We start from the raw sequence: 13,990 nt of genomic DNA, 5'->3' as shown, positions 1-13,990 counted from the left end.
ATAAAATAGGATTCTTATGAATGGGGGCATAAATGTTGTCAGACACAAAAAAAAATAAGTCGACTGTCGATATATACGGACAGCAATATACGATCGTCGGCACAGAAAGCACCAGCCATATCCGGCTCATTGCCTCGATGGTAGATGATAAAATGCGTGAGATCGGCTCAGCGAATCCTTCACTTGATACTAGTAAATTAGCCGTATTAACTGCTGTGAATGCCGTTAATGATTACATAAAAATGAAAGATCGTGTTGAATCGCTCGAAGCGGAAATTAAAAGGTTAAAGGACTGAAAAATGCATGCTTGATCTTGCTGTATTAGCTATTTTGCTTATTGGCTTCATTGTAGGATTGAAAAGGGGGTTCATCCTGCAAACCATCCATTTGGCTGGATTCATCGCGGCCTTCATCGTTGCGTACATATATTATGACCAGTTGGCGCCAAAGCTGACTTTGTGGATTCCATATCCAAACCTTGGCAGCAATTCGACTTTGAATCTGTTATTTGAGAATGCCAATTTAGAAGATGCATATTATCGGGCAATTGCTTTTGCCGCGATCTTCTTCGCTGTGAAAATCCTGCTGCAGATCATCGGTTCAATGCTGGATTTTGTCGCGCACCTTCCAGTACTTAAGCAATTGAACGTCTGGGCAGGCGGTCTCCTTGGTTTTGTTGAAGTATACCTGCTCTTGTTCATCGTCTTGTATATCGCTGCCTTACTGCCAATCCAGGCAATACAGGGACCGCTAAACGATTCAATTTTAGCCGAAAATATCATAAAAAATACCCCAGTATTTTCCCAGCAAATTAAACAACTATGGATTGAATACGTGGCTGCATAACTTCTCTGTTGCGGAGAAGTTTTTTCTTTTACATGGGGATATCCAAAAGCCTGGCCATTGCGCTTATGAAAGAATCATGCCGAAAACCGCTTAATAACACGATGTTATAAAATCTTCACCCTGAAATTTTTCATTTGATTTCACAGCAGGGCTTGTTTTCTATAAAATAGAAGACAATGACTGCGTCCGGCATATTCCGGTCGAGAAAATTTAAAAGGCAGGTGTACATCATGTCTGTTAATAAAAAAGATATCGTACAATTACTTGAAACGATTGCTATATATATGGAACTGAAAGGTGAAAATCCATTCAAAGTCTCGGCTTTCCGTAAGGCCGCAGCAGCTCTTGAGGGCGATGAGCGAAGCATGTCCGAAATGGGCGAGCTCACTGAGCTAAAAGGGATTGGAAAGGGGACAGCTGGTGTCATTCAGGAATTCATGGAAACAGGGGAATCAACAGAACTCAAGGAATTACAGGGAGAAGTACCGAGCGGGCTAATCCCGCTTCTTCAACTGCCGGGAATGGGCGGCAAAAAGATTGCCAAGCTGTATAAAGAATTGGGTGTAGAGAATATCCATGATCTTGAGGAGGCAGCGAAGGCAGGTAAGATTCGTGATCTTGCAGGCTTTGGCAAAAAATCGGAAGAAAAAATACTTGCTGCAATCGAAAACTTCGGCACAAGGCCAGATCGATTGCCGCTTGCCTATATGCTTCCTGTTTCGGAATTAATCGAATCATATCTTCAAAAGATAGAGGATATCGAACGATTTTCAAAAGCTGGCAGCCTGCGCAGGATGAGAGAGACGATCAAGGATCTGGACTTTATCATTGCGTCGAAAAAACCACTGGCTGTGAAGGATGAACTGGTCAAGCTGCCGAATATCAAAGAGATTATCGCGGCTGGGGACACGAAGGTTTCGGTCACTCTTGGGCTTGATTATGATGTGAACGTCGATTTTCGCCTTGTGGATCCAGAAGAATTCGCAACTGCCCTTCATCATTTCACTGGCTCAAAGGACCACAATGTGAGAATGAGGCAGCTTGCGAAGGAAAAAGGAGAGAAGATCAGCGAATATGGCGTGGAGAATGTAGAATCAGGTGAAATCACCACATTCAAATCCGAAGAGAACTTTTACCAGTATTTCGGGCTTCCTTTCATCCCGCCAGAGTTAAGGGAAGATGGTTCAGAAGTCGAATTATATAAAGAAGATTTGAAACTCGTAACCCTTGATGCTATAAAAGGCGATCTCCATATGCATTCCACATGGAGCGATGGCGGCCATTCAATTGAGGAAATGGCCAGAGATTGTATCGCAAGAGGCTATAAATACATGGCGATCACTGATCATTCTCAGTATTTGAAGGTAGCAAACGGTCTGACGCCGGAACGCCTTAGGAAGCAAATTGAAGAAGTGAAGGAACTGAACAAGAAGTTCGATGATTTCACAATTTTGACAGGGATTGAAATGGATATCCTGCCGGATGGTACATTGGATTTTGAAGATGATTTGCTTGCTGACCTTGATTTGGTCATTGCATCGATCCACTCTTCCTTTTCCCAGCCAACCGATAAAATCATGAACCGTTTGAAGACGGCGCTTGTCAATGCTCATGTTGATATCATTGCTCACCCGACCGGAAGGCTGATCGGAAGGCGTGAGGGATATTCAGTTGATATCGACATGCTGATTCAGCTGGCGAAAGAAACGAATACAGCTCTCGAACTGAACGCTAATCCGAACAGACTTGACCTTGCATCTGAATATTTAAGGAAAGCTCAGGATGAAGGAGTCAAGCTTGTCATCAATACGGATGCACATAAAGTGGACACGTTAGAGCATATGAAAATAGGCGTAACAGCCGCAAGAAAAGGCTGGGTTAAGGAATCATCCGTTCTGAATGCATTGGACCTGAACGGATTGCTAGATTTCCTGCACGGCCGGAATAAATAAAGGGACTTTTAAACAAGATGATTTAAATGCTCTTGGAGTAATGTCTAGCTCCAGCGCCTAGCCCTTCGAGACGCTTGTCTAGCTGCGGCTCCTAACTCCTCGAGACGTTTCGGTCCTGCCAATGAAGTCAAAGAGCGACTTCACTGTCAGGCCCTCCAACGCTTGTCGGAGTTGGGCAGTCGCCTCCGCTTTTCGAATTGTCTAGTGTCGCCTTCTAGAAACTCCGAAACTTCAACTCCGCCGCCAGAAGCAAAAAGCGCTTCTTTGTCGGAATCTCCAGTTTCTGTGTTTCTGGACAGTCGGCTATACTTTTCGATTTCGGTCCTGCCAATGAAGTCAAAGAGCGACTTCACTGTCAGGCCCTCCAGCGCTTGTCAGGGCTGACCAAGGCGCTTACGCTTTTCTAATAACCTTCGATTGAGAAGAAGGAGGAAATTTTTGTGCAGCAGCGAGTTTTAAAAACACTTGAATTTGATAAAATCAGGAACCAGCTGATTGAACATGTATCATCTTCATTAGGACGGGAAAAGGCCGTCGCTTTGATGCCTTCGGTCGATTACGGAGAAGTATCCCGTTTGCAGGAAGAGACAGATGAAGCAGCTAAGGTTCTAAGATTGAAAGGGAATGTTCCGTTAGGCGGCATTCATGATATAAGGCCACATGTGAAAAGAGCCCAGATTGGCGGGATGCTAAGTCCTCTGGAATTGGTGCAGGTGGCAAGCACTGTGCACGCAAGCAGGCAGATGAAACGATTTGTCGACGATTTGCAGGAAGTGACCGAAGTCCCTATTTTATTGAACTATACAGATGGAATCATCGTGCTCGCTCATTTGGAAGAATCCATCCGGAATGCCATCGATGAGGGCGGCGAAGTTCTGGACGGTGCGAGTGAAGCACTAAGGTCGCTCCGCCAGCAGATGCGTACGCGAGAAGCAAGGGTTCGTGAAAAATTAGAAAGCATGATTCGTTCATCCAACGCATCCAAAATGCTCTCGGATGCCATCATCACCATCAGGAACGACCGATTCGTCATTCCTGTTAAACAGGAATATCGCGGACATTATGGCGGGATCATCCATGACCAAAGCTCATCAGGACAGACGTTGTTCATTGAGCCCCAATCTGTTGTCCAGCTGAATAACGAACTTCAAAGCATCCGTGTGAAAGAACAGCAGGAAATCGAAAGAATCCTCGCAGAGCTATCAGCAGTTACTGCTGAACACCATGATGAGCTTCTTGAAATTGTCAGCATCATGGGTGAGCTTGATTTTATGTTTGCGAAGGCTCGATACGGAAGCAAGATTAAAGGTTCCAAACCAAATGTCAATGATGAGGGGCGCATCAACCTTTTTCAGGCAAGGCATCCATTGATTTCGATGGACGAAGTAGTCCCTAATAGCGTCACTTTAGGCAGTGATTATACGACGATTGTCATCACCGGTCCGAATACTGGGGGTAAGACCGTTACTTTAAAAACAGTCGGACTTTGTACGCTTATGGCACAGGCAGGCTTGCAGATTCCCGCACTTGATGGATCTGAAGTGGCTGTTTTTGGCTCGGTTTATGCAGATATCGGCGACGAACAGTCGATTGAGCAAAGTCTGAGTACCTTCTCATCTCATATGGTCAATATCGTTGAAATCCTGGAAAAAGTTGATCACAATAGCCTGGTACTATTTGATGAACTGGGTGCCGGAACGGATCCTCAGGAAGGAGCTGCCCTTGCAATCTCGATACTGGACGAGGTGTATCATCGCGGAGCTAGAGTGATTGCGACAACTCACTATCCAGAGTTAAAGGCTTATGGCTACAACCGGGAAGGCGTCATCAATGCCAGTGTTGAATTTGATGTCGAGACACTGAGCCCGACCTATAAATTATTGATTGGAGTCCCAGGCCGAAGCAATGCCTTCGAAATTTCAAAAAGGCTTGGCTTGAGAGAATCTGTCATCAATACAGCAAGGTCCTATATCAGCGCTGACAGCAATGAAGTCGAAAATATGATTGCTTCCCTTGAATCCAGCAGGAAGCAGGCGGAACGAGAACGTGATGAGGCACACCAGTTGCTGAAGGATGCAGAAAAGCTGCATAAGGATCTGCAAAAACAGATGGCAGAGTATTATGAGAAGAAAGATCAGTTAGCAGAAAAGGCAAAAGGAAAAGCAGCATCGATTGTCGAAAAAGCAAAGGAAGAAGCGGAAGAAATCATCCGCGACCTTCGCAAGCTGCGGCTTGAAAAAGGAGCCGAAATCAAAGAACATGAATTGATCGACGCCAAAAGGCGACTTAGCGAGGCGACTCCTGAGCTCAGCCAGGGAAAAAAAGGCGGCGGCAAAGCGAAACCTGCAAAACACGAGTTCAAGCAAGGGGATGAAGTCAAGGTTCTGACATTTGACCAAAAAGGCCATCTTGTCGAGCGTGTTAATGCGAAAGAATGGCAAGTCCAGATTGGCATTCTCAAGATGAAAGTGAAAGAATCTGATATGGAATATATCAATACTCCGAAGCCGGTTGAAACAAAGCCAATCGCAATCGTTAAGGGCAAGGACTTCCACGTTGGCCTTGAACTAGACCTCCGGGGGGAGAGATATGAAGATGCTCTGATGAGAGTGGAGAAATACATCGATGATGCCTTGCTGGCCGGCTATCCGCGAGTCAATATCATCCACGGAAAAGGAACTGGAGCTTTAAGACAGGGAGTCCAGGAATACCTTCGCAACCATCGCTCTGTCAAGAAAATAAGGTTTGGAGATGCAGGAGAAGGCGGAACAGGTGTGACGGTAGTAGAATTTAAGTAGATTGCGCTCTGTTAATTAAGGTTCCGAAAAAATCTTAAATAAATGTAAATTCCTGTCTGAAGACTATATAATAGGCGTTGGGGTAAATTATTATCAGGGAGAATGGATATGAACCGTTTTTGGGAAAATGAATTTATAGTGACAGCTGGTTACTACAGTGTATCGATTCTCTGCATCGTGGTATTCCTTGCTGTTTTTGAACTAGTGACCAAATATCGCAATTGGGAAGAAATCAAAAAAGGCAATATTTCCGTCGCGATGGCCACAGGCGGAAAAATCTTTGGTGTAGCTAATATATTCCGCCATTCCATCAATCAGCATGATTCACTGCTCACGATGATCAGTTGGGGAGTTTTCGGCTTTGTCCTGCTTTTGATCGGGTACTTTATTTTTGAATTCCTGACACCAAAGTTCAACATCGATAAAGAAATAGAAAGCGACAACCGAGCAGTCGGCCTGATCTCCATGGTCATTTCAATCGGCCTTTCATATATCATCGGCGCAGGAATTTAACAGGGGGATCTAAAAGAGTGGAAAAACTGGCTAAAATATTGCTGATTCTATGTGGAGTATTCCTCTTAGTTGGCATTGTTTATATGATTTTTTTTGTATAGGAATTTGTTATGACTGATAGTTGATTTCATAGTATTTGAAATTAAACGGAAAAATTCCATTAGAATTGGAAGATCCCCTTATTTCCTTAAAAATAAGGGGATTTTTTCCGTTTATTTACTCTAGATCGTTTGATTTTACCCTTTTTATAGCACTTAACCGGAACATCTCCGCTTATTTCTGCTTCTTAAGCGCTATTTTGTAAAATAGCAGGAAATTCTCCGCTTATGAATTCATACCTCCACGAAAATCGATAACAAGATAGTTTTGGTTTAATAACTATAAAAGTCGCCTTGTTATCGATTTGTTTTTTCCTAAAAAGAAGAAAGATAAGACCGGACTCAGGCAAGGCATATGGTAGTTTGTCCCTATAATCCTCCAAAAAACTATTCTAATTGTCATAAAAAGACCATTATATTATAATGGGAGATAGAATTTTCAAAAAATTTTAAATAAGGAGGCAACAAGATGGAAGTTGAAAAGCCATGGCTGTCGCAATATCCTCCAGAAATCCCAGCTCATTTGGATCTTAAGGAAGCAACGGTCCAGGACTATTTGAAGCATACTGCTGAAAAATACCCTGAGAAGATCGCAATCCACTTCATGGGCAAAGAACTGACATATAAGCAAGTCTACAACTATGCAAAAAAGCTGGCTGCTTATTTGCAGGACCTGGGAATCGAAAAAGGGGACAGGGTAGCGATCATGCTCCCGAATACTCCTCAGTCTATCATCAGTTACTATGCAATCCTGATGGCCGGCGGAATTGTCGTCCAAACAAACCCTCTGTATATGGAGCGGGAGCTTGAATACCAGATGAAGGACTCTGGGGCTAAAGCCATCATCACGCTCGACATTTTATTCCCTAGGGTGTCAAAGGTCATCGCAAACACGGATTTAGAGAATGTAATTGTAACCGCTATCAAGGACTATCTTCCTTTCCCTAAAAATCTTGTCTATCCATTCATCCAGAAAAAACAATATGGCATCATTGTAAACGTGAAGCATGAAGGCCAGAATCATCTTTTTACCGAGATCATGAAAAATCCGGCTGGAAATATCAAAGAATATGAGATGGATTTCGAAGAAGACCTGGCATTATTGCAATATACCGGTGGAACAACTGGGTTTCCAAAAGGGGTCATGCTGACTCATAAAAACCTGATTGCGAATGCGGCAATGAGCAATGCCTGGCTGTACAAATGCAAAGAAGGTGAAGAGACCGTCCTGGGAATCCTGCCTTTCTTCCATGTCTATGGAATGACCGCTGTCCTGATTCTATCGGTAATGCAGGGATCTAAAATGGTCCTATTGCCGAAGTTCGATCCTGAAACTACATTAAAGACAATCCAGAAGCAGAAGCCTACATTGTTTCCGGGAGCACCAACCATTTATATCGGTCTGCTGAATCATCCGGACTTGAAAAAATACGATTTATCGTCAATTGATTCCTGTATTAGCGGTTCTGCTCCACTGCCGGTCGAGGTACAGGAGAAATTCGAACAGATCACCGGTGGGAAGCTTGTTGAAGGGTATGGCCTAACGGAATCATCCCCTGTCACACATGCGAATTTCCTTTGGGATAAAAAACGGGTGAAAGGGAGCATTGGTGTACCTTGGCCAGATACTGATTCTGTTGTTCTATCAATGGAAACAGGTGAACCGCTGCCTCCTGGGGAAGTTGGAGAGATTGCCGTTAAAGGTCCGCAGGTAATGAAGGGTTACTGGAACAGGCCGGAAGAAACAGAGCAAGTGCTCAAGGATGGCTGGCTGCTGACTGGAGACCTTGGCTATATGGACGAGGAAGGATATTTCTACATTGTTGACAGGAAGAAGGATATGATCATTGCCGGAGGATTTAACATTTACCCGCGTGAGATCGAAGAAGTACTTTATGAGCATCCAGCTGTTCAGGAAGTAGTTGCAGCAGGCATACCGGATCCTTATCGAGGTGAAACGGTAAAAGTATATATCGTTCTTAAGGATGGTGCCCAAGCGGCGGAGGAAGAACTGAATGAATATTGCAGAAAGCATCTTGCTGCATACAAGGTGCCAAGATTATATGAATTCAGGGCAGAACTCCCAAAGACCGCGGTAGGTAAAATTCTCAGAAGAGCATTGGTAGATGAAGAGAAAGCAAAGAATCAGGAAGACCAGCAGAAGCGAGCTTAATTTTAAAAGCCGGCTCCCAATATCGGCTCTTTCTTTTTGAAAAAGAAGGCTTGTCCAAATGAAACACATTTCCTTGACAGAAGTGTGAGTGAAATACTATTATAAAAATATGAATGACGATTCATTCAGTAAATAGTATTGCAGACAAAAAATCGTAAACGGGAGTGTGCCGCTGTAGCATTTAATGCTTGTGCTTTTCCTGGAGCGGGAGTGAAAGAAATGAAGAAGAACAAGCCGAAATATATGCAAATAATTGACGCAGCAGTGGTCATTATCGCAGAAAACGGCTACCACCAGGCGCAGGTGTCTAAAATAGCAAAGCAGGCTGGAGTGGCTGATGGGACCATTTATTTGTATTTCAAAAATAAAGAAGACATACTGATTTCTCTGTTCCAGGAGAAAATGGGTTACTTCGTGGGAAGTATTGAAGAAAAAATTGCAGGAAAACAAACAGCAACAGAGAAATTATATATGTTGGTCGAAACACATTTCAAGATTCTATCAGATGACCGGCATCTTGCAATTGTAACCCAGCTGGAGCTAAGGCAGTCAAATAAGGACCTCAGACATAAAATCAACGAGGTGCTTAAGGGCTACTTAATGCTGATCGACAAAATCATTTTGGAAGGCATAGAGAATGGTGAGTTTTCAAGCTCCCTTGATTTGCGTCTTGCAAGGCAGATGATTTTTGGTACAGTGGATGAAACTGCGACTTCATGGGTAATGAATGAACAGAAATACAATCTTACTGACCTGGCTAAAGCGGTACACCAGCTGTTGATAAACGGCTGCGGTTACCAGGACACCAAACCGGTCCTTTAATCACGTCTTTCCTGACTTTCCGGCACTTCGAATGCCTGAGGCAGAAAAGGCAGGGTAAATAGGCATGTTTCGCAGAAAGGAGATATCCATGATGCGAAACCTGCCTTCATGTAAAAGGAGGGGAAAATGTGGAATATCTTAAATGGTCTTCGGAGGACAGGATCGCAACGATTACGATTGACCGTCCGCCGGCGAATGCCCTTGCATCCGGGCTGCTGAAAGAACTTTCAGGAGTATTGGATGAGATCGAGGGGAATGAAGAAATCAGGGTAGTTTTAATCCACGGTGAAGGAAGGTTCTTCTCTGCAGGTGCAGATATCAAAGAATTCACCACCATTAAAACCGGTGAAGATTTTGCCAAACTCGCTGAGTATGGCCAGGACCTTTTCGAGCGCATGGAGCATTTTCCAAAGCCTATTATCGCTGCCATTCACGGCGCAGCATTGGGCGGCGGACTGGAGCTTGCAATGGCATGCCATTTCCGCCTGGTAGCAGAGAATGCGAAATTGGGATTACCAGAGCTGCAGCTTGGATTGATTCCCGGGTTTGCAGGCAGCCAGCGACTGCCGAGATATGTAGGTGTTGCAAGAGCCGCCGAAATGCTGTTTACGAGCGACCCGATCACAGGTGTGGAAGCTGTCCAGTATGGATTGGCCAACCATGCTTACCCAGAAGAACAGTTGCTTGAAAACGCATACAAGCTTGCTGGGAAAATTGCGAAAAAGAGTCCAGTTTCCCTTGGGGCAGCTATTAAACTATTGAATTATTCCAAGCATGAGTCCTTTTACAAAGGAGTTAAGGAAGAAGCCAAGTACTTTGGCGATGTCTTCTTGTCTGAGGACGGCCAAGAGGGAATCCAGGCATTCTTGGAAAAAAGGTCGCCTGATTTTAAAGGCAGATAAGCAAACCTTTTAGCAATAAAATTTTTTTGAAATAAATTTTTCTAATCTTTAGAACAGCTAAAATGTTTGAATACTTAGGAGGGGAACAAATGAATATCTACGTTCTAATGAAAAGGACATTCGATACAGAAGAAAAAATCACAATCGCAAACGGCAAGATCAATGAAGATGGCGCTGAGTTCATCATCAATCCTTATGATGAGTATGCGATTGAGGAAGCGATCCAAGTAAGGGATGCTCACGGCGGCGAAGTTACTGTCGTTTCTGTAGGCAATGAAGAAACAGAGAAGCAACTGCGCACAGCGTTAGCTATGGGAGCGGACAAAGCAGTATTGATCAATATCGAGGATGACGTTGAAGACGGTGACCAGTTCACAACTGCAAAAATCCTTGCTGAATACCTAAAGGATAAAGAAGTTGACTTGATCCTTGGCGGAAATGTCGCAATCGATGGCGGTTCTGGCCAGGTAGGACCTCGTGTTGCTGAACAGCTGGGAATGCCTTATGTAACAACGATCACGAAACTAGAAATCAACGGAACTACTGCTACGATTACTAGAGACGTAGAAGGGGATTCAGAAGTCATTGAGACAAGCCTTCCTGTTCTTGTAACTGCACAACAGGGTCTGAATGAGCCTCGCTATCCATCTCTTCCAGGAATCATGAAAGCAAAGAAAAAGCCGCTTGATGAGCTTGAGCTTGATGATCTTGATTTGGATGAGGACGATGTAGAAGCTAAGACAAAGACTATCGAAATTTATCTTCCTCCGCAAAAAGAGGCAGGAAAAGTCCTACAAGGCGAACTTGCTGACCAGGTTAAGGAACTTGTCAACCTGCTTCACACAGAAGCGAAAGTCGTTTAACACATAAAGGAAGAATAAATACGCAGGAGGTAAATCAAATGGCGAGAAAAGTATTAGTATTGGGTGAAGCACGTGACGGACAACTTAGAAACGTTTCCTTCGAAGCGATCGCAGCTGCAAAAACAGTTGCTGAGGGCGGAGAAGTAGTTGGAGTTTTAATCGGAGAGTCTGTAAGTTCTTTAGGAAACGACCTATACCAGTATGGTGCTGACAAAGTTGTGGCAGTAGAAGATGCCAAGCTTGCACAATATACACCAGATGGTTTTTCACAAGCATTGATGGCTGTGATAGAACAGGAAAGCCCTGAAGGTATCATTTTTGGCCATACATCACTTGGAAAAGACCTTGCACCTAAAATCGCAAGCAAATTGGGTTCCGGCCTGATTTCGGACTCGGTAGCGGTTGAAGAAGCAGGCGGCAACCTTGTTTTCACTCGTCCAATCTATTCTGGTAAAGCCTTCGAAAAGAAGATTGTTACTGATGGACTAGTGTTTGCGACAATCCGTCCAAACAACATCGCTCCATTGGAAAAAGATGCAGGTAAATCCGGAGAGGTTTCAACAGTCTCTGCAGAAATCAAAGACTTGAGAACGATCATTAAAGATGTTGTCCGTAAAGCTACTGAAGGTGTAGACCTTTCTGAAGCAAAAGTTGTCGTAGCAGGCGGACGCGGTGTGAAGAGCGAAGAAGGCTTCGAGCCGTTGAAGGAACTTGCTGACGTTCTTGGCGGAGCTGTAGGAGCCTCACGTGGTGCATGTGATGCCGACTACTGTGATTATTCACTGCAAATCGGCCAGACGGGTAAAGTTGTAACTCCAGACTTATATATCGCTGCCGGTATCTCAGGAGCAATCCAGCACCTTGCCGGAATGTCCAACTCCAAGGTCATTGTCGCAATCAACAAAGACCCTGAAGCAAATATTTTCAAAGTTGCAGACTACGGTATCGTAGGCGATTTATTCGAAGTCATTCCAATGCTTACTGAAGAGTTCAAAAAACTTAAAGTAAATGCTTAAAATAACACATGAAAACGGACGTCAACAACGTCCGTTTTTCAATTTTTACAGGAATATTCATATGTGAAAAGGGTAAATTACAACAAGAGCAGATAAATAGCATCAATTGGTAAACGATGATATACTGACGTTAGTATTCAGATTATTTAGGAGGCATTCAAATGGCTATTACACATGCTACTGACGCAACTTTTGCTAACGAAACAGGATCAGGCCTAGTGCTTGTTGACTTTTGGGCACCTTGGTGCGGCCCATGTAAAATGATCGCTCCTGTACTTGAAGAATTAGATTCAGAAATGGGCGATAAAGTAAAAATCGTAAAGCTTGATGTTGATGACAATCAGCAAACAGCAGCTCAATACGGCATCATGAGTATCCCAACATTGCTTGTCCTTAAAGATGGCCAACCGGTTGATAAAGTAGTCGGTTTCCAGCCTAAAGAAGCACTTGCAGGCCGTCTGGAACAGCATATCTAATCTTAGAGAAAAAAACCCGCCATTCCTTTGAATGGTGGGTTTTTTTATTTTACATTCAAGAGATCACTCATTTTGGACATAATAAATGCGAATGTTCAATACTTTGTCAAAGTTTTCTCATAAACTTCGTTGACAGTGATAATCATTCTCGACTATAATAGCAATTGTCAATGAAAATCATTATCATTTATAAAGATGAATCACATTACATAGGGGGATTTCAAACATGAACAAGAAAAAGCACCTGAAAGCAATCTTCGCAAGTTTCTTAATGGCAAGCACAGTATTGGCCGCTTGCGGAGGAGACGAGACAGCTGAAAAGCCAGAGGAAAACAAGCAAGCAGAAACTGATAAAGAAACAGAAGATAAGAACACAGAAGAAACAAAAGAAGTGAAAATAGAGGATACGGATGCTGCAAAGCAGGCTGCAGCATATGCTGACATGATGGCAGAGCTTGTTAAAGCGAAGGAAGACAAGGAAGTCAACTGGGATACCGTACAACAACAATATGAGGCAGGTCTTCAAAAGGATGTAGCAGAACTTAATCCTGAATTTGACCAGGCAATCCAAGCTGCACTTACTGCTGGAAAAAGCGGAGAAATGGAACCAATTATCGCTGTCCAATTGACTGATAAAACGATTCAATCTTATTTCTACCAGAACCAAAAGGCACTTCAAAAAGAAGCTGTAGCTGCACTGACTGAGGATCAGAAGGAAGACGCAAATCTTGCATTCGCACAAATTAAGCATCTGGCTGAAAAAGTATTCATTCCAACAGCTGAAAAACGTGATAAGTATTACGAGCTTAGCGGAGATGCAAGCCTAGTCGAGAACATTAACTCAGGATTATCCGCTCAGGAAGAAGCGCTTAATGCTGGTAATTCTGAAGATTTCCAGGTATATCTACAAGTAACTGATAAGTCCATTTACAGAAGCTACTACCTTGCAGCAAAATCTTATGCTGAGAAAATTGAAGCAGGAGCTAAAGAAGGAAAAGATAAGCAGGAACTTTCCATCATGCAGGCTGAGGCATGGGGCTTTTATCAAGCAATCAAAGGTTCACTTGGCGGTGGAGACGAAGCTGCAGCGGCTCAGTTAGACAAACTCTTCACACTTAATACTACTGATCCTGCTTCGATTAAAGCAGAAGAAACAAATGCTTTGTTCGCCAAAGCAGTAGCTGGTAAAATCAAAGGCTACTATGAAAAAGCTCCGAACCTGTTAACAGAGAACAATCAGGTAGAAGCTAAAGTAAGCGCAATGGAAGGCAACATGTTCCTGAAGATGCTTCAAGGCCAGATGAATGAAAAATTAGGTGAAGAAAAAGCTCAGGCAGTTTTTGCGGATGCTGAAGCATGGTACAACGCGATCGCGGAAAATAAGCCGGAAGATGCTAAAGCTAAGGGCGACGCAGTAATTTCAGCAGTAGATGGTTTGCTTTAAAAAATGGGAGCCGCAGCAATGCGGCTCTATTTTTTCTTTCTTCATGAAATACTATGATAAAATGGCTTGAGGAAGAAAGAGGTGTCA

At 43.5% G+C, this 13,990-nt stretch carries 13 protein-coding genes; 12 read left to right on the top strand and 1 reads right to left on the bottom strand.

The window, feature by feature from the left end:
* The first annotated feature begins 32 nt into the window (after positions 1-32).
* The 3 genes from zapA to polX all read left to right on the top strand — a co-directional run bounded on the left by zapA (position 33) and on the right by polX (position 2,798).
* Positions 33-296, top strand: coding sequence for a cell division protein ZapA (gene zapA / locus LGO15_RS18120; RefSeq protein WP_371931994.1), 264 nt, complete (start codon positions 33-35; stop codon positions 294-296).
* A gap of 7 nt (positions 297-303) precedes the next feature.
* Positions 304-846 carry a CvpA family protein gene (locus LGO15_RS18115; protein ID WP_167832742.1) on the top strand — a complete coding sequence of 181 codons (543 nt, stop codon included), beginning with the start codon at positions 304-306 and terminating at the stop codon, positions 844-846.
* A 230-nt stretch (positions 847-1,076) separates the two neighbouring features.
* Positions 1,077-2,798: a DNA polymerase/3'-5' exonuclease PolX gene (polX, locus tag LGO15_RS18110; RefSeq protein WP_226085458.1), complete on the top strand. Its 1,722-nt coding sequence runs from the start codon at positions 1,077-1,079 to the stop codon at positions 2,796-2,798.
* A 146-nt stretch (positions 2,799-2,944) separates the two neighbouring features.
* On the opposite strand, the gene LGO15_RS18105 is transcribed toward polX, so the two are convergent.
* Positions 2,945-3,151 carry a hypothetical protein gene (locus LGO15_RS18105; protein ID WP_226085457.1) on the bottom strand — a complete coding sequence of 69 codons (207 nt, stop codon included), beginning with the start codon at positions 3,149-3,151 and terminating at the stop codon, positions 2,945-2,947.
* 87 nt (positions 3,152-3,238) lie between these two features.
* Here LGO15_RS18105 and LGO15_RS18100 point away from each other — a divergent pair, with 87 nt between their 5' ends.
* From LGO15_RS18100 to LGO15_RS18060, 9 genes are all read left to right on the top strand, one after another.
* A complete protein-coding gene (locus tag LGO15_RS18100) occupies positions 3,239-5,596 on the top strand; it encodes an endonuclease MutS2 (RefSeq protein ID WP_226085456.1) in 2,358 nt (785 codons plus the stop codon).
* Between the two features lie 108 nt (positions 5,597-5,704).
* On the top strand, positions 5,705-6,109 hold the full coding sequence (locus LGO15_RS18095; protein ID WP_167832745.1) for a DUF350 domain-containing protein: 405 nt from the start codon (positions 5,705-5,707) through the stop codon (positions 6,107-6,109).
* A gap of 567 nt (positions 6,110-6,676) precedes the next feature.
* Complete coding sequence (locus LGO15_RS18090) at positions 6,677-8,380, top strand: long-chain-fatty-acid--CoA ligase (RefSeq protein ID WP_226085455.1); 1,704 nt, start codon at positions 6,677-6,679, stop codon at positions 8,378-8,380.
* Between the two features lie 219 nt (positions 8,381-8,599).
* Positions 8,600-9,202 (top strand): fatty acid metabolism transcriptional regulator FadR, encoded by a 603-nt coding sequence (locus tag LGO15_RS18085; protein WP_226085454.1) that lies wholly within the window; start codon positions 8,600-8,602, stop codon positions 9,200-9,202.
* Positions 9,203-9,330: 128 nt separating this feature from the next.
* Positions 9,331-10,104, top strand: a complete 774-nt coding sequence (locus LGO15_RS18080; protein ID WP_226085453.1) for an enoyl-CoA hydratase — start codon at positions 9,331-9,333, stop codon at positions 10,102-10,104.
* 89 nt (positions 10,105-10,193) lie between these two features.
* On the top strand, positions 10,194-10,967 hold the full coding sequence (locus LGO15_RS18075; RefSeq protein ID WP_167832749.1) for an electron transfer flavoprotein subunit beta/FixA family protein: 774 nt from the start codon (positions 10,194-10,196) through the stop codon (positions 10,965-10,967).
* A 38-nt stretch (positions 10,968-11,005) separates the two neighbouring features.
* Positions 11,006-11,983, top strand: coding sequence for an electron transfer flavoprotein subunit alpha/FixB family protein (locus LGO15_RS18070; protein ID WP_167832750.1), 978 nt, complete (start codon positions 11,006-11,008; stop codon positions 11,981-11,983).
* A 161-nt stretch (positions 11,984-12,144) separates the two neighbouring features.
* Complete coding sequence (gene trxA, locus LGO15_RS18065) at positions 12,145-12,459, top strand: thioredoxin (RefSeq protein WP_041967575.1); 315 nt, start codon at positions 12,145-12,147, stop codon at positions 12,457-12,459.
* Positions 12,460-12,685: 226 nt separating this feature from the next.
* Complete coding sequence (locus LGO15_RS18060) at positions 12,686-13,903, top strand: hypothetical protein (RefSeq protein ID WP_167832751.1); 1,218 nt, start codon at positions 12,686-12,688, stop codon at positions 13,901-13,903.
* Positions 13,904-13,990: the final 87 nt, after the last annotated feature.

This window comes from Mesobacillus sp. S13 (genome assembly GCF_020422885.1).
Taxonomy (GTDB): Bacteria; Bacillota; Bacilli; order Bacillales; family Cytobacillaceae; genus Mesobacillus; species Mesobacillus selenatarsenatis_A.
This window is presented reverse-complemented; position numbering and strand designations above follow the sequence as displayed.

Bases quoted from the DNA above. Each gene is read 5' to 3' on its own strand.
- zapA (WP_371931994.1), top strand. From the start codon at position 33: ATGTTGTCAGACACAAAAAAAAATAAGTCGACTGTCGATATATACGGA.
- LGO15_RS18115 (WP_167832742.1), top strand. From the start codon at position 304: ATGCTTGATCTTGCTGTATTAGCTATTTTGCTTATTGGCTTCATTGTA.
- polX (WP_226085458.1), top strand. From the start codon at position 1,077: ATGTCTGTTAATAAAAAAGATATCGTACAATTACTTGAAACGATTGCT.
- LGO15_RS18095 (WP_167832745.1), top strand. From the start codon at position 5,705: ATGAACCGTTTTTGGGAAAATGAATTTATAGTGACAGCTGGTTACTAC.
- LGO15_RS18090 (WP_226085455.1), top strand. From the start codon at position 6,677: ATGGAAGTTGAAAAGCCATGGCTGTCGCAATATCCTCCAGAAATCCCA.
- LGO15_RS18085 (WP_226085454.1), top strand. From the start codon at position 8,600: ATGAAGAAGAACAAGCCGAAATATATGCAAATAATTGACGCAGCAGTG.
- LGO15_RS18075 (WP_167832749.1), top strand. From the start codon at position 10,194: ATGAATATCTACGTTCTAATGAAAAGGACATTCGATACAGAAGAAAAA.
- LGO15_RS18070 (WP_167832750.1), top strand. From the start codon at position 11,006: ATGGCGAGAAAAGTATTAGTATTGGGTGAAGCACGTGACGGACAACTT.
- trxA (WP_041967575.1), top strand. From the start codon at position 12,145: ATGGCTATTACACATGCTACTGACGCAACTTTTGCTAACGAAACAGGA.
- LGO15_RS18060 (WP_167832751.1), top strand. From the start codon at position 12,686: ATGAACAAGAAAAAGCACCTGAAAGCAATCTTCGCAAGTTTCTTAATG.